Annotated in this window: 15 protein-coding genes; 13 read left to right on the top strand and 2 right to left on the bottom strand. The window is 66.2% G+C overall.

The window, feature by feature from the left end; genetic code table 11:
- Positions 1-80: 80 nt before the first annotated feature.
- A complete protein-coding gene (locus HMPREF3115_RS15870) occupies positions 81-2,657 on the bottom strand; it encodes a [protein-PII] uridylyltransferase (RefSeq protein WP_070555055.1) in 2,577 nt (858 codons plus the stop codon).
- A gap of 47 nt (positions 2,658-2,704) precedes the next feature.
- Positions 2,705-3,520 carry a type I methionyl aminopeptidase gene (map, locus tag HMPREF3115_RS15865; protein WP_006402644.1) on the bottom strand — a complete coding sequence of 272 codons (816 nt, stop codon included), beginning with the start codon at positions 3,518-3,520 and terminating at the stop codon, positions 2,705-2,707.
- Positions 3,521-3,903: 383 nt separating this feature from the next.
- On the opposite strand from map, the gene rpsB reads away from it, so the two are divergent.
- The 13 genes from rpsB to lpxA all read left to right on the top strand — a co-directional run bounded on the left by rpsB (position 3,904) and on the right by lpxA (position 16,934).
- A complete protein-coding gene (gene rpsB / locus HMPREF3115_RS15860) occupies positions 3,904-4,644 on the top strand; it encodes a 30S ribosomal protein S2 (protein ID WP_006402646.1) in 741 nt (246 codons plus the stop codon).
- Positions 4,645-4,806: 162 nt separating this feature from the next.
- The gene (gene tsf, locus HMPREF3115_RS15855) at positions 4,807-5,688 is read left to right on the top strand and encodes a translation elongation factor Ts (RefSeq protein ID WP_006402647.1); all 882 of its coding nucleotides are present in this window, start codon (positions 4,807-4,809) and stop codon (positions 5,686-5,688) included.
- Positions 5,689-5,841: 153 nt separating this feature from the next.
- On the top strand, positions 5,842-6,555 hold the full coding sequence (pyrH, locus tag HMPREF3115_RS15850; protein ID WP_006402648.1) for a UMP kinase: 714 nt from the start codon (positions 5,842-5,844) through the stop codon (positions 6,553-6,555).
- A 104-nt stretch (positions 6,556-6,659) separates the two neighbouring features.
- Positions 6,660-7,220: a ribosome recycling factor gene (gene frr, locus HMPREF3115_RS15845; protein ID WP_006402649.1), complete on the top strand. Its 561-nt coding sequence runs from the start codon at positions 6,660-6,662 to the stop codon at positions 7,218-7,220.
- 49 nt (positions 7,221-7,269) lie between these two features.
- Complete coding sequence (uppS, locus tag HMPREF3115_RS15840; protein ID WP_006410014.1) at positions 7,270-8,052, top strand: polyprenyl diphosphate synthase; 783 nt, start codon at positions 7,270-7,272, stop codon at positions 8,050-8,052.
- Positions 8,046-8,867 (top strand): phosphatidate cytidylyltransferase, encoded by an 822-nt coding sequence (locus tag HMPREF3115_RS15835; RefSeq protein WP_070555054.1) that lies wholly within the window; start codon positions 8,046-8,048, stop codon positions 8,865-8,867. The genes uppS and HMPREF3115_RS15835 overlap by 7 nt, the downstream gene beginning before the upstream one ends.
- Before the next feature lie 15 nt (positions 8,868-8,882).
- The gene (locus tag HMPREF3115_RS15830) at positions 8,883-10,079 is read left to right on the top strand and encodes a 1-deoxy-D-xylulose-5-phosphate reductoisomerase (protein ID WP_006407705.1); all 1,197 of its coding nucleotides are present in this window, start codon (positions 8,883-8,885) and stop codon (positions 10,077-10,079) included.
- Between the two features lie 11 nt (positions 10,080-10,090).
- The gene (gene rseP / locus HMPREF3115_RS15825; protein WP_053297132.1) at positions 10,091-11,461 is read left to right on the top strand and encodes an RIP metalloprotease RseP; all 1,371 of its coding nucleotides are present in this window, start codon (positions 10,091-10,093) and stop codon (positions 11,459-11,461) included.
- 61 nt (positions 11,462-11,522) lie between these two features.
- On the top strand, positions 11,523-13,832 hold the full coding sequence (gene bamA, locus HMPREF3115_RS15820) for an outer membrane protein assembly factor BamA (protein ID WP_006402654.1): 2,310 nt from the start codon (positions 11,523-11,525) through the stop codon (positions 13,830-13,832).
- Between the two features lie 64 nt (positions 13,833-13,896).
- Positions 13,897-14,394: an OmpH/Skp family outer membrane protein gene (locus HMPREF3115_RS15815; protein WP_006407703.1), complete on the top strand. Its 498-nt coding sequence runs from the start codon at positions 13,897-13,899 to the stop codon at positions 14,392-14,394.
- Positions 14,395-14,409: 15 nt separating this feature from the next.
- A complete protein-coding gene (gene lpxD / locus HMPREF3115_RS15810) occupies positions 14,410-15,492 on the top strand; it encodes a UDP-3-O-(3-hydroxymyristoyl)glucosamine N-acyltransferase (protein ID WP_070555053.1) in 1,083 nt (360 codons plus the stop codon).
- Positions 15,493-15,619: 127 nt separating this feature from the next.
- Positions 15,620-16,087, top strand: a complete 468-nt coding sequence (fabZ, locus tag HMPREF3115_RS15805; protein ID WP_006402657.1) for a 3-hydroxyacyl-ACP dehydratase FabZ — start codon at positions 15,620-15,622, stop codon at positions 16,085-16,087.
- Positions 16,088-16,145: 58 nt separating this feature from the next.
- On the top strand, positions 16,146-16,934 hold the full coding sequence (lpxA, locus tag HMPREF3115_RS15800) for an acyl-ACP--UDP-N-acetylglucosamine O-acyltransferase (protein WP_070555052.1): 789 nt from the start codon (positions 16,146-16,148) through the stop codon (positions 16,932-16,934).
- The last annotated feature ends 3 nt before the right edge of the window (positions 16,935-16,937 follow it).

Below are 16,937 nucleotides of genomic sequence, written 5' to 3'. Positions count from 1 at the left end.
AACGGACAGGTGCGCGGCTCGGCGATGCCGGCCGCGGATTCTTGACGGTCAATTTGGTGCGCATAAACGCTGGAGTTGGTTCAGACTGCGATCGCGCGCAGCAATTCGGTTTCCACCTGGATCTGCAGCCGGTTGTCGGACAGGCCGGCACCGTCGAGCAGGAAGACGTCCTCGACGCGTTCGCCGAGCGTATTGATCCGCGCCGCATGGACGCCGACCCGGTGCTCAGCCAGCACGCGCGCGATCGAATAGAGAAGGCCCGGCCGGTCGTTGGCGGACACGGACAGGATGTAGTACTGGCCGCGCTCGTCGGCCCGCAGGTCGACGCGCGGCGTGATCGGGAACGTGCGCGAGAGCCGCGACAGCCGGCCCTTCGACGGTTCCGGCAGCGGCATGGCCTCGGTCAGCCGCGACGCGAGCTGCTGCTCGACGAGATTCGCGATGTCGCGATAGCGGACGTCGCCTTCGGGCCGCGTGACGATGAAGTTGTCGAGCGCGTAGCCGTGCCGCGTCGTGCTGACGCGCGCGTCGAGCACCGACAGCCCGTTGCGGTCGAAATACGCGCAGATGCCGGCGAACAGGTCGGGGCGGTCCTTCACGTAGACGAGCACCTGCAGCGCATCGCCGACCGGCGACGGCCGCGCGCGGACGATCGCCGTCTCGGCGTTCACGTGGCGGTACAGCACGCGCGTCTGCCACGCGATGTCGGCGGCGTCGTGGCGCAGGAAGAAGCCGACGTCGAGCTGATCCCACAGCGCGCGGTGCGCGTCGTCGGGCACGGTCTCGAGGCGCAGCAGCGCGAGCGCCTCTTCCTGGCGCGACTTCAGTTCCGAGTGCGCGTCGGGCTTCGCCCCGCCGAGCACCGCGAGCGTGATCCGGTACAGATCCTCGAGCAGCTTGCCCTTCCACGCGTTCCACACTTTCGGGCTCGTGCCGCGAATGTCGGCGACGGTCAGCAGATACAGCGCCGTGAGCCGGCGCTCGTTGCCGACCAGGTCGGCGAAGCGCCGGATCACGTCGGGATCGCTCGTGTCCTGCTTCTGCGCGACCTGGCTCATCGTCAGATGGTGCTGGACGAGCCAGACGATCAGCGCCGCATCGTCGCCGGCAATGCCGTGCTCGCGGCAAAAGCGCCGCGCATCGGCCATCCCGAGCGTCGAATGGTCGCCGCCGCGGCCTTTCGCGATGTCGTGAAACAGCGCGGCGACGTACAGCACCCACGGACGTTCGAAATTGCCGATCAGCTGGCTGCAGAACGGATATTCGTGCGCATGCTCGGCCACCGCGAAGCGGCGGATGTTGCGCAGCACCATCAGGATGTGCTGATCGACCGTGTAGACGTGGTAGAGGTCGTGCTGCATCTGGCCGACGATGCGGCGGAAATTCAGCAGATAGCGGCCGAGCACGCTCGTCTGGTTCATCAGCCGGAACGCGTGCGTGATGCCTTCGGGCTGCTGCAGGATCTGCAGGAACGTGCGGCGGTTCTGCGGATCGCGCCGCCACGCGTTGTTCATGATCTCGCGCGAGTTGTACAGCGCGCGCAGCGTGCGTGCGGACAGCCCCTTCACGCCGCGCGTCGTCTCGTACAGCAGGAACGCTTCGAGGATCGCGTCGGGATGGCGCTCGAACACGCCGTCATCGACGATTTCGAGCATCCCCTGTTTCTCGACGAAACGATCGGGCGAGAGCACGCGCGTGATGCCGCTCGTCGCGGGAAACAACTGCGCCTCGATGTTCTGGATCAGGATCGTCGCGAGCTGCGTGACCGCTTTCGCGGCCCAGTAGTAGCGGCGCATCAGCTGCTCGCTCGCGCGCTTGGCGGGCGTCGGCCGATAGCCGAAGCTTTCGGCCGCCTGCGTCTGCAGGTCGAACACGAGCATGTCCTGGCGGCGGCCCGCGATCACGTGCAGCCGCGCGCGCAGCGTCTTCAGGAACGCTTCGTTGCGCCTCAGCTCGCGCGCCTCGCGATCGGTGATGAGCCCGCGCGTGTCGAGTTCGCGCCAGCTGCTGCCGAAGCCGGCTGCGCGCGCGATCCACAGGATCGTCTGCAGGTCGCGCAGCCCGCCGGGGCTTTCCTTCACGTTCGGCTCGAGGCTGTACGGCGTGTCCTGGAATTTCGCGTGGCGCTGCCGCATTTCGAGCACCTTCGCGGTGAAGAACGCCCGCGCGTCGAGCGCCTCGTGATAGCGGACCGTGAAGCGCTCGAACAGCGCGGTGCTGCCCACGATGCGGCGCGCCTCGAGCAGCGACGTCTGCACGGTCACGTCCTGCGACGCTTCTTCGATGCACTGCGCGACCGTACGCACGCTGCTGCCGATCTCGAGCCCGAGATCCCATGCCATGCCGATGAAGCGCTCGATGCGCGCGTCGAGCGCTTCGTCGTGCGTATCGGGCAGCAGCACGAGGATGTCGACGTCAGAATGCGGCGCGAGCTCGCCGCGGCCGTAGCCGCCGACGGCCACGAGCGCGAGCGTCGCGGGCAGTCCGCAGTCGTCCCAGACGCGCTTGAGCGCGTCGTCGGTGAGCTTCGACAGCGCGTGCATCAGCGACGCGACGTTGGTCGCGCCGCGAAAGCGCTCGAGGAGCTCGGCCTTGGCGGCCTTGAATGCGGCGCGCTGCGACAGCGCTGCGGGGGCGGGGGCGGCGTGAGCGCTCATGAGCGGCCGTTCGGACGAGGGTGGGGCGGGGGACCGGGACGCGGCGCTCAGACCGCGGCGGCCGGCTGCGCGAACACGGGGCGCGCGGGCGTGCCGGCCGACACGGTCAGCACTTCGTAGCCGGTTTCGGTGACGAGCACCGTGTGCTCCCACTGTGCGGAGAGGCTGCGATCGCGCGTCTTGACCGTCCACTGGTCGGGCATCGTGCGAATGTCGCGCTTGCCGGCGTTGATCATCGGCTCGATCGTGAAGATCATCCCCGGCTTCAGCTCGATGCCGGTGCCCGGCCGGCCGTAATGGACGACTTGCGGCTCCTCGTGGAACACCGTGCCGATGCCGTGCCCGCAGTATTCGCGCACGACGCTGTAGCCCTGCGCTTCCGCGTGCTTCTGAATCGCATGGCCGATGTCGCCGAGATGCGCGCCGGGCTTGACCTGGTCGATACCGAGCCACATGCACTCGTAGGTAGTCTGCACGAGGCGCTTCGCGAGGATCGAGCCCTCGCCGACGATGAACATCCGGCTCGTGTCGCCGAAATAGCCGTTCTTGATCACGGTGATGTCGATGTTCAGCGCGTCGCCGTTCTTGAGCACCTTCTCGCCGGGAATGCCGTGGCAGATCACGTCGTTGACCGAGATGCAGGTGGCCTTCGGGTACGGCGGATAGCCGGGCGGCTGATAGTTCAGCGGCGCGGGGATCGTGCCTTGCTCGTTGACCATGTATTCGTGGCAGAGGCGGTCGAGTTCGGCGGTCGTGATCCCTGCGACGACGTGCGGCGTGATGAAATCGAGCACTTCGCTCGCCAGACGGCAGGCGATGCGCATCTGGGCGATGTCGTGTTCGTTTTTGAGCGTAATAGCCATCGAGGTGAGCCTGGAATGCGGTGAATTGACGGATTATCGCACCTTATGGCGGCCGTCGCAGCCCCTTGCGGCCGCGCGGATGCGGGTTTTCGCGGATTGCCCGGCCGCGCGCCGCGCGGCAGCCGGAAGTGGTGCGCGACTTGAGAGCCGACAAATCGGCGTGCTATACTCTCTGGCTAAGTCGACATCCAAATGCCGGATTTCCCGATCGTCGGGGAGCGGCATCGCGGTGGAAGGCTTGCGGCACGCGCGCCTTCGCACGTGCCGAATCGCAAGCCGGCGCAACCAGGGTGCCGGCCGCGCGGAGCAGGCGACCTTTCGGGGCGCGTTCGCGCGGCGGGTACGGCAGCCGGCTTAAGACCCAACCCTCGTGGAGAATTTACATGGCAGTCACGATGCGCCAAATGCTGGAAGCGGGTGTCCACTTCGGTCACCAGACGCGCTTCTGGAACCCGAAGATGGCTCCGTTCATTTTCGGTCACCGCAACAAGATTCACATCATCAACCTCGAAAAGACGCTGCCGATGTACAACGACGCACTGAAGTACGTGCGTCAGCTGGCAGCGAACCGCGGCACGATCCTGTTCGTCGGCACGAAGCGCCAGTCGCGCGACACGATCGCGCAGGAAGCGCAGCGCGCGGGCATGCCGTTCGTGAACGCACGCTGGCTCGGCGGCATGCTGACCAACTTCAAGACGCTGAAGGTGTCGATCAAGCGCCTGAAGGACATGGAAGCGGCAGTCGAGGCGGGCGAGCTCGAGAAGATGAGCAAGAAGGAAGCGCTGCTGTTCGAACGTGAAATCGCGAAGCTGCAGAAGTCGATCGGCGGCGTGAAGGACATGGGCGGCATTCCGGACGCGATCTTCGTCGTCGACGTCGGCTACCACAAGATCGCCGTCACCGAAGCGAACAAGCTCGGCGTGCCGGTCATCGCCGTGGTCGACACGAACCACTCGCCGGAAGGTGTGGACTACGTGATCCCGGGCAACGACGACTCGAGCAAGGCAGTCGCGCTGTACGCGCAAGGCGTGGCCGACGCGATCCTCGAAGGCCGTGCGAACGCGGTCAACGAAGTGGTCCAGGCGGTGCGCGGCGACGACGAATACGTCGAGGAGAACGCGTAACCGGCCCCGAGCCGGCGCAAAAAGGGGGCTCTCAACAGGCCCCCTTTTTTTAAGCTTGTGCGCCGGACCTGATCGCGCCGTCGCGGCGCGGGTCCGGAAACGAATCTCGGCCGTTCGCGTCCAAGCGGGCGGCGTTGTGAATACAGACTCAAGGAGCGAATGATGGCGGCAATTACCGCAAGCATGGTGGCAGAACTGCGCGCAAAGACCGACGCACCGATGATGGAGTGCAAGAAGGCGCTGACCGAAGCCGACGGCGACATGGCCAAGGCTGAAGAGCTGCTGCGCGTGAAGCTCGGCAACAAGGCGAGCAAGGCGGCATCGCGCGTGACGGCCGAGGGCGTCGTCGCATCGTTCGTCGGCGGCAATGCCGGCGCGCTCGTCGAGCTGAACTGCGAAACCGACTTCGTCGCGAAGAACGACGATTTCAACGCGTTCGCGAAGCAAGTCGCGGAACTCGTCGCGACGAAGAACCCGGCCGACGTCGCTGCGCTGTCGGCGCTGCCGCTCGACGGCAAGACGGTCGATGAAGTGCGCCTCGCGCTCGTCGGCAAGATCGGCGAAAACATCTCGATCCGCCGCTTCGTCCGTTTCGAGACGGCGAACAAGCTGGCGACCTACCTGCACGGCAGCCGCATCGGCGTGATGGTCGAATACACGGGCGCGGACGAGCAGGTCGGCAAGGACGTCGCGATGCACGTCGCGGCGATGAAGCCGGTTTCGCTGTCGGCCGACGAAGTGCCGGCGGACCTGATCGAGAAGGAGCGTCGCGTCGCCGAGCAGAAGGCGGCCGAATCGGGCAAGCCGGCCGAGATCGTCGCGAAGATGGTCGACGGCAGCGTCCAGAAGTTCCTGAAGGAAGTGTCGCTGCTGAACCAGCCGTTCGTGAAGAACGACAAGCAGACGATCGAGCAGATGCTGAAGGCCGCGAATGCCGCAGTGCAGAAGTTCGCGCTGTTCGTCGTCGGCGAAGGCATCGAAAAGCGCCAGGACGATTTCGCCGCCGAAGTGGCCGCGCAAGTCGCAGCAGCAAAGCAGCAGTAAGCCATTGCAGTATCCGCGGCGGGCGTCCGTTCCGCCGCGGCCGGCGGCGCTGCCGGCGGCCGGGGAGCCCGGTCCGGCCGGCGGCGCTTGCCCGAATCAGTATTTCGCCCCTACAGTTCGTGGTTGTCATCCTCTCGTCGCTCGGAAGCCCCTATGTCCAATGCCTATAAACGCGTCCTCCTCAAACTCTCCGGCGAAGCGCTGATGGGCGACGATGCCTTCGGCATCAATCGCGCGACGATCGAACGGATGGTGGCCGATATCGCCGAAGTCGTGCGTCTGGGCACGCAGCTCGCGGTCGTGATCGGCGGCGGTAACATTTTCCGTGGCGTCGCGGGCGGCGCGGCGGGCATGGACCGCGCGACGGCCGACTACATGGGGATGCTCGCGACGATGATGAACGCGCTGGCGCTGCAGGATGCGATGCGTCACGCAGGCATCGAGGCGCGCGTGCAGTCGGCGCTGCGCATGGACCAGGTCGTCGAGCCGTACATCCGGCCGCGCGCGATCCGCCAGCTCGAGGAAGGCCGCGTCGTGATCTTCGCGGCCGGCACCGGCAACCCGTTCTTCACGACGGACACCGCCGCCGCGCTGCGCGGCTCGGAAGTGGGCGCCGAGGTCGTGCTGAAGGCGACCAAGGTCGATGGCGTATATTCTGCCGATCCGAAGAAGGATCCGTCGGCCACGCGCTATACGACGATCAGCTTCGACGAGGCGATCAGCCGCAACCTGCAGGTGATGGACGCGACCGCGTTTGCGCTGTGCCGCGACCAGAAGCTGCCGATTCGCGTGTTTTCGATCAACAAGCCGGGCGCGCTCAAGCGCATCGTGCTGGGCGAGGACGAGGGTACGCTCGTCCACGTGTAAACTCCCGCGGATGCGGGCAAGCGGCGTGGGCAACCGGCTGCGGCGCGCGCTGCGCGCGCCGGGCGGCCCGCGTTCTTTGAAGGTTTGAAGGTTCGGAGGTTGAAATGAGTGTCGCTGATATCAAGAAGGGCGTCGAGCAGAAGATGCAGCGCTCGATCGAAGCGTTCAAGAACGATCTGGCGAAGATCCGCACGGGCCGCGCGCACACCGGTCTGCTCGATCACGTGCAGGTCGACTACTACGGATCGATGGTGCCGATTTCGCAGGTCGCGAACCTGACGCTCGTCGATGCGCGTACGATCGGCGTGCAGCCGTGGGAAAAGAACATGGTCGCGAAGGTCGAGAAGGCGATCCGCGAAGCCGATCTGGGCCTGAACCCGGCGACGGCCGGCGACCTGATCCGCGTGCCGATGCCGCCGCTGACCGAAGAGCGCCGCCGCGAGCTGACCAAGGTCGTGAAGGGCGAAGGCGAGACCGCGAAGGTCGCGATCCGCAACCTGCGCCGCGACGCGAACGAAGCGCTGAAGAAGCTCGTGAAGGACAAGGAAATCTCGGAAGACGACGAGCGCCGTGCCGGCGACGACGTGCAGAAGCTCACCGACAAGCACGTCGCCGAAATCGACAAGCTCGTGCAGACCAAGGAAGCCGAGATCATGACGGTCTGACGACCGTCGTCGCGCGCCGCCTCCTTCCCGCATCCCTGTCTCAACGGCCATGACCTATACCAGCTCTACCGTTCGCGTGCCTGACGTCGGCGTCGTGCCGCGTCATATCGCGATCATCATGGACGGCAACGGCCGTTGGGCGACCGAACGCCGCTTGCCGCGCGTCGCCGGGCATACGCGCGGCGTCGACGCCGTGCGGGCCGTGGTCGAAGGCTGCGCGCGCGCGGGCGTCGAATATCTGACGCTGTTCGCGTTCAGCTCGGAAAACTGGCGGCGCCCGTCCGACGAAGTGTCGTTCCTGATGCGGCTGTTCATCACCGCGCTCGAGCGCGAGATCGGCAAGCTGCATGCGAACGGCATCCGGCTGCGCGTGGTCGGCGATCTCGAGCGCTTCGAGCCGCGCATCCGCGAACTGATCCGCCGCGCCGAGACCAAGACGGCGCGCAACACGCGTCTCACGCTGACGATCGCCGCGAACTACGGCGGCCGTTGGGACATCCTGCAGGCGACGAAGAAGCTCGTCGAGCAGGCCGCGCGCGAGGGCCGCGAGGTCGAAGTGACCGAGGAGTCCTTTGCGCCGCACCTGGCGATGGCGTACGCGCCGGAGCCCGATCTGTTCATCCGCACGGGCGGCGAGCAGCGCGTCAGCAACTTCCTGCTGTGGCAGCTCGCCTACGCCGAGTTCTATTTCACGAACAAATACTGGCCGGATTTCGACGGCGCGGCGCTTGCCGAAGCGCTCGCGTCGTATACCGAGCGCGAGCGCCGCTTCGGCCGCACCAGCGCGCAGCTCGAGCCGCAGTCGCAGAACGCCGACTCCCTTTCATGCTGAAAACCCGTGTGATCACGGCGATCGCGATGCTGGCAGTGCTGCTGCCGGTGACGCTGTACGCGCCGCTTGCCGCGTTCGGCGCGCTGATCGCCGTCGTGCTGGTGTTCGCCGCATGGGAATGGGCGCGCCTGCTGAAGCTGCCCGGTGCCGGGCCGGTCGTCTATGCGGTGGTCGCGGCCCTGGCGCTCGCGGCGACCGCGCCGCTCGGCATCGATGCCGCCGCATCCCGTCCCCTTTTTGCCGCCGCCGGCGTGTTCTGGCTGCTGGCCGGTCCGTTCGCGCTGCGCCGCAAGCCCGAACTGGCCGGCCGCGTGTGGCGGCCGTTTCTGCTTGCGACCGGCCTCGTGATTTTCGCCGCGTGCTGGCATGCGCTCGTCGCGGCGCGTGCGCAGGGCGTGCCGTTCGTGCTCTCGCTGCTGCTGGTGGTGTGGCTCGCCGATATCGGCGCATATTTCGCGGGCAAGGCCTTCGGAAAGCGTAAACTGGCCGTCACGATCAGTCCCGGCAAGAGCTGGGAAGGGGCTGTGGGCGGCTGGCTCGCGGTGATGGTCGTATCGGGCATCGCGATGGCTGCGCACCGGTTCGAGCCGACCCTGTTTTTCGCGTATGCAATGCGCTACGGCATGGCCGGCGCGTGGGCCGCGCTGACGCTGCTGGTCGTGTACAGCGTGATCGGCGACCTGTTCGAATCGCTGCTCAAGCGTCAGGCCGGCGTCAAGGATTCGAGCGGACTGCTGCCGGGGCACGGCGGTGTGCTCGACCGCGTCGACGCGCTGCTGCCCGTGCTGCCGCTCGCGATGCTGCTGCTTGGTTAAACCATTATTTCTGTTATGCAAAAACGTCTGACACTGCTCGGTTCCACGGGCTCGATCGGAGACAGCACGCTCGACGTCGTCGCGCGCCACCCCGAGCGTTTCTCGGTCTACGCGCTGACTGCGCACCGCAACGGCGACAAGCTCGTCGAACAGTGCCTGCGCTTCGCGCCCGAAGTCGCGGTGGTCGGCGACGCGGCGACCGCCGCGCACGTCGAGGCGCGCCTGCGCGCGGCGGGCAGCCGGACGACCGTGCTGTACGGGCCGCAGGCGCTCGTCGACGTGTCGAAGAGCGACGGCTGCGACACGGTCGTCGCGGCGATCGTCGGGGCGGCCGGTCTCGCGCCGAGCCTCGCGGCCGCGCGCGCCGGCAAGCGGATCCTGCTCGCGAACAAGGAATCGCTGGTGATGTCGGGCGCGATCTTCATGGACGCGGTGCGCGATCACGGCGCGATCCTGCTGCCGGTCGACAGCGAGCACAACGCGATCTTCCAATGCATGCCGCGCGACGCGGCCGAGCACGGCGGGATCGCGAAGATCATCCTGACCGCGTCGGGCGGCCCGTTCCGCACGCGCGAGCCGGCGACGCTCGTCGACGTGACGCCGGACGAGGCCTGCAAGCACCCGAACTGGGTGATGGGCCGCAAGATTTCGGTCGATTCGGCGACGATGATGAACAAGGGCCTCGAGGTGATCGAGGCGCACTGGATCTTCGGCCTGCCGGGCGACCGGATCGACGTGCTGATCCATCCGCAGAGCGTGATCCATTCGCTCGTGTCGTATCGCGACGGTTCGGTGCTCGCGCAACTGGGCAATCCCGACATGCGCACGCCGATCGCGCATGCGCTCGCGTTTCCGGAGCGCGTCGACGCCGGCGTCGAGCAGCTGGACCTCGCGCAGATCGCGCAGCTGTCGTTCGAGAAGCCCGACTATGCGCGCTTCCCGTGTCTCGCGCTCGCGCTGAAGGCGCTCGCGGAAGGCGGTATCGCGAGCGCCGCGTTGAACGCGGCGAACGAAGTCGCGGTCGAAGCGTTTCTCGAGCGCCGGATCGGCTTCATGGCGATCGCGGCGACGGTCGAAGCGGTGCTCGACGCGCTGCCGAACCGTGCGCCCGACGGGCTCGACGACGTCCTCGCGGCCGATGCCGAAGCGCGCCGCCTCGCCGCCGAGATCATTGCGAAAGCGCCTGCGCGACGCGTGGAGCGCACTGTCTGAATGAGGTGCTCATGAACGTGCTGGTCGAACTGATCGCGTTTGCGGTGGCGATCGGGGTGCTGGTCGTCGTGCATGAGTACGGTCATTACCGCGTCGCGCGTTGGTGCGGCGTGAAGGTGCTGCGGTTCTCGATCGGCTTCGGCCAGCCCGTCGCACGCTGGGTCAGCCGCCGCACGGGCACCGAATGGACGCTGTCCGCGCTGCCGCTCGGCGGCTACGTGAAGATGCTCGACGAGCGCGAGCCGGGGCCCGGCGTGAAGCCGGAAGAGCTCGGCCAGGCGTTCAACCGGCAGTCGGTCGGCAAGCGCATCGCGATCGTCGCGGCCGGTCCCATTGCCAACTTCCTGTTGGCGATCGTTCTGTTCTCCGCGGTTTTCGCCACCGGCGTGACCGAGCCGGCCGCGATCCTCGCGCCGCCGGCCGCGGGCACCGTGGCCGCGCGCGCCGGCTTCGACGGCAACGAGACGATCGTGTCGATGCGCGATGTGCAGGGCGGCGAGCCGGAGCCCGTGCGCTCGTGGTCGGACCTGCGCTGGAAGCTGCTGTCGGCCGCGTTCGATCGCCGCGAGGTCGTGCTCGCCGCACGCGACGGCGACGCGACGTTCGATTTCCGCGTCGACCTGCGTCACGTTCCCGAAAGCGAGCTCGACGACGATTTCATGATGCATCTCGGCTTCGAGACCGGCGGCGGCACCTTGTCGATTGCGTCGGTGCAGCCCGGCAGTGCGGCGCAGCAGGCGGGGCTGAAGGCCGGCGACAAGCTGCTCGCGATCGACGGCGCGCCGATCGGCGGCGCCGCGCGGTTCATCGATGCAGTGAAGCACGATGCGGGCAAGACGGTCGCGCTGCAGATCGAGCGCAACGGCGCCGTGCAGACCGTGTCGATCGTGCCGCAGCCGCAGCGCGACGAAGAAACCGGGCAGCAGATCGGCCGCATCGGCGCGGCGCTGTCGATGCACACGCCGAGCGTCGACGTGCGCTACGGGCCGATCGAAAGCGTGCGGCTCGGCGCGCACCGCACGTGGGACATCGCGGTGTATTCGCTGCGCATGTTCGGGCGGATGATCGTCGGCGACGCGTCGCTGAAGAACCTGTCGGGCCCGGTGACGATCGCCGACTACGCGGGCAAGAGCGCGCGGCTCGGCCCGTCGGCGTTCCTGTCGTTCCTCGCCCTTGTCAGCATTAGCCTCGGGGTGCTGAACTTGTTGCCGATTCCCGTTTTGGACGGGGGGCATCTGTTATATTATCTGGTTGAAGCCGCGACCGGGAAAGCCGTTTCGGAGCGCTGGCAACTGATTCTACAAAGAGCCGGGCTGATCTGCATCGTCGCACTGTCGGCGATCGCGCTGTTCAACGACCTGGCTCGGTTAATCCATTTCTGAAGCATCAGGCGGCCGCCGCAACGCAGCCGCCTGATTTGATGCAGCTACATATTGGGGATGCATGTTGTTCAAACCTCATCGCTTTGTACCTAAGACAGTTGCAGCGGCCGCGCTCGCCGCGCACGGCTTCGCGGCCCACGCAGCGGCACCGTTCGTGGTGCAAGACATCAAGATCGAGGGGCTGCAGCGCGTCGAACCGGGTTCCGTATTCGCATATCTGCCGATCAAGCAAGGCGACACGTTCACCGACGACAAGGCATCCGAAGCAATCCGCGCGCTCTACGCGACGGGCTTTTTCAACGACGTTCGCATCGCCACGCAGGGCAACGTCGTGATCGTGCAGGTGCAGGAGCGTCCGGCCATCGCGTCGATCGACTTCACCGGCACGAAGGAATTCGACAAGGACAACCTCACCAAGGCGCTGCGCGCAGTCGGTCTCGCCGACGGCCGCTACTACGACAAGGCGCTCGTCGACAAGGCCGAGCAGGAGCTCAAGCGCCAGTATCTGACGCGCGGCTTCTACGCGGCCGAAGTGAAGACGACGGTCACGCCGGTCGACGCGAACCGCGTGTCGATCCTGTTCGCGGTCGCCGAAGGGCCGAGCGCGAAGATCCGCCAGATCAACTTCATCGGCAACAAGGCGTTCAGCACGAGCACGCTGCGCGACGAGATGCAGCTGTCGACGCCGAACTGGTTCTCGTGGTACACGAAGAACGACCTGTACTCGAAGGAAAAGCTCACCGGCGACCTCGAAGCCGTGCGCTCGTACTACCTGAACCGCGGCTATCTCGAGTTCAACATCGAGTCGACGCAGGTGTCGATCTCGCCGGACAAGAAGGACATGTACCTGACGGTCACGCTGCACGAAGGCGAGCCGTACACGGTGTCGGGCATCAAGCTGTCGGGCAACCTGCTCGATCGCGAAGCCGAACTGAACAAGCTGATCAAGATCAAGCCGGGCGATCGTTTCTCGGCCGAGAAGCTGCAGCAGACGACGAAGGCGATCGTCGACAAGCTCGGCGAATACGGCTATGCGTTCGCGACCGTCAACGCACAGCCGGACATCGATCAGGCGAACCACAAGGTGAATCTGAACCTCGTCGTCGATCCGAGCCGCCGCGTGTACGTGCGCCGCATCAACGTGGTCGGCAACACGCGCACGCGCGACGAAGTCGTGCGTCGCGAAATGCGTCAGCTCGAAAGCTCGTGGTTCGATTCGAACCGCCTCGCGCTGTCGAAGGATCGCGTGAACCGTCTCGGCTACTTCACGAACGTCGACGTGACGACCGTGCCGGTCGAAGGCACGAACGACCAGGTCGACGTGAACGTGAAGGTCGACGAAAAGCCGACCGGCGCGATCACGCTGGGTGCCGGCTTCTCGTCGACGGACAAGGTCGTGCTGTCGGCCGGCGTGTCGCAGGACAACGTGTTCGGCTCGGGCACGAGCCTCGCGGTCAACGTGAACACCGCGAAGAGCTACCGTACGCTGACGGTCACGCAGGTCGATCCGTACTTCACGGTCGACGGGATCAAGCGGATCACCGACGTCTACTACCGCACGTACCAGCCGCTCTACTATTCGACGAACTCGAGCTTCCGGATCATCAGCGCCGGCGGCAACCTGAAGTTCGGCATTCCGTTCTCGGAAGTCGATACCGTGTACTTCGGCGCGGGCTTCGAGCAGAACCGCCTCGACATCGATTCGAACACGCCGCAGAGCTACCAGGACTACGTGAACCAGTTCGGCCGCGTGTCGAACACGGTGCCGCTGACGGTCGCGTGGTCGCGCGACGCGCGCGACAGCGCGCTGATCCCGAGCCGCGGCTACTTCACGCAGGCGAACATCGAATACGGCGTGCCGGTCGGCAAGATCCAGTACTACAAGGCGGACTTGCAGGCGCAGTACTACTATTCGTTCTCGCGCGGCTTCATCCTCGGGCTGAACCTGCAGGGCGGCTACGGTAACGGTATCGGCAACCCGTACCCGATCTTCAAGAACTACTACGCGGGCGGTATCGGCTCCGTGCGCGGCTACGAGCCGAGCTCGCTGGGCCCGCGCGACTCGAAGACGAACGACCCGATCGGCGGCTCGAAGATGGTCGTCGGCAACATCGAGCTGACGTTCCCGCTGCCGGGCACCGGCTACGACCGCACGCTGCGCGTGTTCACGTTCCTCGACGGCGGTAACGTGTGGGGCAACGCGCCGGGCGGCACGAGTACCGGCGCGAACGGCCTGCGCTACGGCTACGGTATCGGTCTCGCGTGGATCTCGCCGATCGGCCCGCTGAAGCTGAGCCTCGGCTTCCCGCTGCAGAAACACGAAGGCGACCAGTACCAGAAATTCCAGTTCCAGATCGGGACGGCGTTCTGATCGAACGCATGACAACAGCAACGAGAGGGTAATTTTGCTAACCGGTAAGTTTTCGAAACGAGTGATGTGCGCGTTGACCGTTGCGCTGGCGCTGGGCGCCGCGACGGCGCACGCACAGGACGTCGCCCGCATTGCGGCGGTCAATTCGGATCGGATCCTGCGCGAGTCGGCGCCCGCCAAGGCGGCGCAGACGAAGCTCGAAGCCGAGTTCGCGAAGCGCGACAAGGATCTGCAGGACATGGCGGCACGTCTGAAGTCGCTGTCCGACTCGCTCGACAGGAACGGCGCGTCGCTGTCGGCGGCCGATCGCGCGCAGAAGCAGCGCGATCTCGCCCAGCTCGACACCGACTTCCAGCGCAAGCAGCGCGAGTTCCGCGAAGACCTGAACCAGCGTCGCAACGAGGAGCTGGCCGCGGTGCTGGACAAGGCGAACAAGGTGATCAAGCAGATCGCCGAGCAGCAGAATTACGATCTGATCGTGCAGGAAGCCGTGTACGTCAGCCCGCGCATCGACATCACCGACAAGGTGCTCAAGGCACTCGCGTCCGGCTCGACGAACTGACGGAGCAGACGACGAATGGCATTGACGCTTGAGGAACTCGTAAAGCGGTTCGGCGGCGAGATCGCCGGCGACGCGCAATGCAAGGTCGCCAGCCTCGCGCCGCTCGACCAGGCCGGCCCCGGGCAGCTCGCGTTCCTCGCGAATCCGAAATACCTGTCGCAGGTCGAGACGACCGGCGCCGGCGCGGTGCTGATCGCGCCGAAGGATCTGGAAAAGCTGGGCGCGGCCGCGAGCGGCCGCAATTTCATTGTGACGCCGAATCCGTACGCGTATTTCGCGCGCGTCGCGCAGATGTTCATCGATCTCGCCGCGCCGCCGCGCGCGGCCGGCGTGCATCCGAGCGCGACGATCGATCCGGCCGCGCGCGTCGCCGACAGCGCGGTGATCGGCCCGCACGTGACGATCGAGGCGGGCGCCGTGATCGAAGATGGCGTGCAGCTCGACGCGAACGTGTTCGTCGGCCGCGGCACGACGATCGGCGCAGGCTCGCATCTGTACCCGAACGTCGCCGTCTATCACGGCTGCAAGATCGGTCCGCGTGCGATCGTGCACGCGGGCGCGGTGATCGGCTCCGACGGTTTCGGCTTCGCGCCCGACTTCGTCGGCGAAGGCGAGGCGCGCACGGGCACCTGGGTCAAGATTCCGCAGGTCGGCGGCGTGTCGATCGGCCCGGACGTCGAGATCGGCGCGAACACGACGATCGATCGCGGCGCGATGGCGGATACCGTCATCGAGGAATGCGTGAAGATCGACAACCAGGTCCAGATCGGCCACAACTGCCGGATCGGCGCGTATACGGTGATCGCAGGCTGCGCGGGCATCGCGGGCAGCACGACGATCGGGCGCCACTGCATGATCGGCGGCGCGGTCGGGATTGCCGGCCACGTGACGCTCGGCGACTACGTGATCGTCACCGCCAAATCGGGCGTGTCGAAGTCGCTGCCGAAGGCCGGCATCTATACGAGCGCGTTCCCGGCCGTCGATCACGGCGAATGGAACCGCAGCGCGGCGCTCGTGCGCAACCTCGACAAACTGCGCGATCGCATCAAGGCGCTCGAATCCGCGCTCGCCGCGCAGCGCGGCGACACGGACGCCTGACGCGCGATGCGACCGATGAACCGGGCACGGCCAGCGCATCCGGCCCGGTTCGCCAGACAGGGCCGCGTCGCGGCCCGTTTCAGCTTTTGCTTCACCACCGCGCAGCCTCTGCGTGAGACGAACCATCATGAGCACTGAAAAAATCAATCTCGACATCCACAAGATCCTCACGCTGCTGCCGCATCGCTATCCGATTCTGCTCGTCGACCGCGTGCTCGAACTCGAACCGCACAAAGGCATCAAAGCGCTGAAGAACGTGTCGATCAACGAGCCGTTCTTCCAGGGCCATTTCCCGAAGCGGCCGGTGATGCCGGGCGTGCTGATCCTCGAGGCGCTCGCGCAGGCCGCCGCGCTGCTGACGTTCTCCGAAGAGCAGCCGAAGGATCCGGAGAACACGCTGTACTACTTCGTCGGCATCGACGGCGCGCGCTTCAAGCGTGTCGTCGAACCGGGCGACCAGCTGATCCTGAACGTGACGTTCGAACGCTACATCCGCGGGATCTGGAAGTTCAAGGCAGTGGCCGAAGTGGACGGGAAGGTTGCCGCGGAAGCCGAGCTGATGTGCACGGTCAAGACGGCCGACGCGGCGCCCTGAGCGGCGCGGTACGCATCCGCAACGTAAAGCGACACATCATTTCGAGAGGCAACGGCGCATGACCAGGATTCATCCCACCGCGATCGTCGAACCGGGCGCGCAGATCGACGATTCGGTCGAAATCGGCCCGTACGCGATCATCGGCCCGCACGTCACGATCGGCGCGCGCACGACGATCGGTTCGCACAGCGTGATCGAAGGTCACACGACGATCGGCGAGGACAACCGCATCGGCCATTACGCATCGGTCGGCGGCCGTCCGCAGGACATGAAGTACAAGGACGAGCCGACGAAGCTCGTGATCGGCAACCGCAACACGATCCGCGAATTCACGACGATCCACACGGGCACCGTGCAGGACGCCGGCGTGACGACGCTCGGCGACGACAACTGGATCATGGCCTATGTGCATATCGGCCATGACTGCCGCGTCGGCAACCACGTGATCCTGTCGAGCAACGCGCAGATGGCGGGCCACGTCGAAATCGGCGACTGGGCGATCATCGGTGGGATGTCGGGCGTGCACCAGTTCGTGCGCATCGGCGCGCACGCGATGCTCGGCGGCGCGTCGGCGCTCGTGCAGGACGTGCCGCCGTTCGTGATCGCGGCCGGCAACAAGGCCGAGCCGCACGGCATCAACATCGAAGGGCTGCGCCGGCGCGGTTTCTCGCCGGACGCGATTTCGGCGCTGCGCAGCGCGTACCGGCTGTTGTACAAGAACGGCCTGTCGCTCGAAGAGGCGAAGACGCAGCTGCGCGAGCTCGCGCAGGCGGGCGGCGACGGCGATGCACCGGTCAATGCGCTCGTCGCGTTCATCGACGCGTCGCAGCGCGGCATCATCCGCTAAGCG

Origin of the sequence: Burkholderia sp. HMSC10F09 (assembly GCF_001806955.1) — a bacterium.
Lineage (GTDB): Bacteria > Pseudomonadota > Gammaproteobacteria > Burkholderiales > Burkholderiaceae > Burkholderia > Burkholderia multivorans.
The sequence above is the reverse complement of the archived record's forward strand: the minus strand, read 5'-3'. Positions and strand labels throughout refer to the sequence as shown.

Bases quoted from the DNA above. Each gene is read 5' to 3' on its own strand.
- HMPREF3115_RS15870 (WP_070555055.1), bottom strand. From the start codon at position 2,657: ATGAGCGCTCACGCCGCCCCCGCCCCCGCAGCGCTGTCGCAGCGCGCC.
- map (WP_006402644.1), bottom strand. From the start codon at position 3,520: ATGGCTATTACGCTCAAAAACGAACACGACATCGCCCAGATGCGCATC.
- rpsB (WP_006402646.1), top strand. From the start codon at position 3,904: ATGGCAGTCACGATGCGCCAAATGCTGGAAGCGGGTGTCCACTTCGGT.
- tsf (WP_006402647.1), top strand. From the start codon at position 4,807: ATGGCGGCAATTACCGCAAGCATGGTGGCAGAACTGCGCGCAAAGACC.
- pyrH (WP_006402648.1), top strand. From the start codon at position 5,842: ATGTCCAATGCCTATAAACGCGTCCTCCTCAAACTCTCCGGCGAAGCG.
- frr (WP_006402649.1), top strand. From the start codon at position 6,660: ATGAGTGTCGCTGATATCAAGAAGGGCGTCGAGCAGAAGATGCAGCGC.
- uppS (WP_006410014.1), top strand. From the start codon at position 7,270: ATGACCTATACCAGCTCTACCGTTCGCGTGCCTGACGTCGGCGTCGTG.
- HMPREF3115_RS15835 (WP_070555054.1), top strand. From the start codon at position 8,046: ATGCTGAAAACCCGTGTGATCACGGCGATCGCGATGCTGGCAGTGCTG.
- HMPREF3115_RS15830 (WP_006407705.1), top strand. From the start codon at position 8,883: ATGCAAAAACGTCTGACACTGCTCGGTTCCACGGGCTCGATCGGAGAC.
- rseP (WP_053297132.1), top strand. From the start codon at position 10,091: ATGAACGTGCTGGTCGAACTGATCGCGTTTGCGGTGGCGATCGGGGTG.
- bamA (WP_006402654.1), top strand. From the start codon at position 11,523: ATGTTGTTCAAACCTCATCGCTTTGTACCTAAGACAGTTGCAGCGGCC.
- HMPREF3115_RS15815 (WP_006407703.1), top strand. From the start codon at position 13,897: ATGTGCGCGTTGACCGTTGCGCTGGCGCTGGGCGCCGCGACGGCGCAC.
- lpxD (WP_070555053.1), top strand. From the start codon at position 14,410: ATGGCATTGACGCTTGAGGAACTCGTAAAGCGGTTCGGCGGCGAGATC.
- fabZ (WP_006402657.1), top strand. From the start codon at position 15,620: ATGAGCACTGAAAAAATCAATCTCGACATCCACAAGATCCTCACGCTG.
- lpxA (WP_070555052.1), top strand. From the start codon at position 16,146: ATGACCAGGATTCATCCCACCGCGATCGTCGAACCGGGCGCGCAGATC.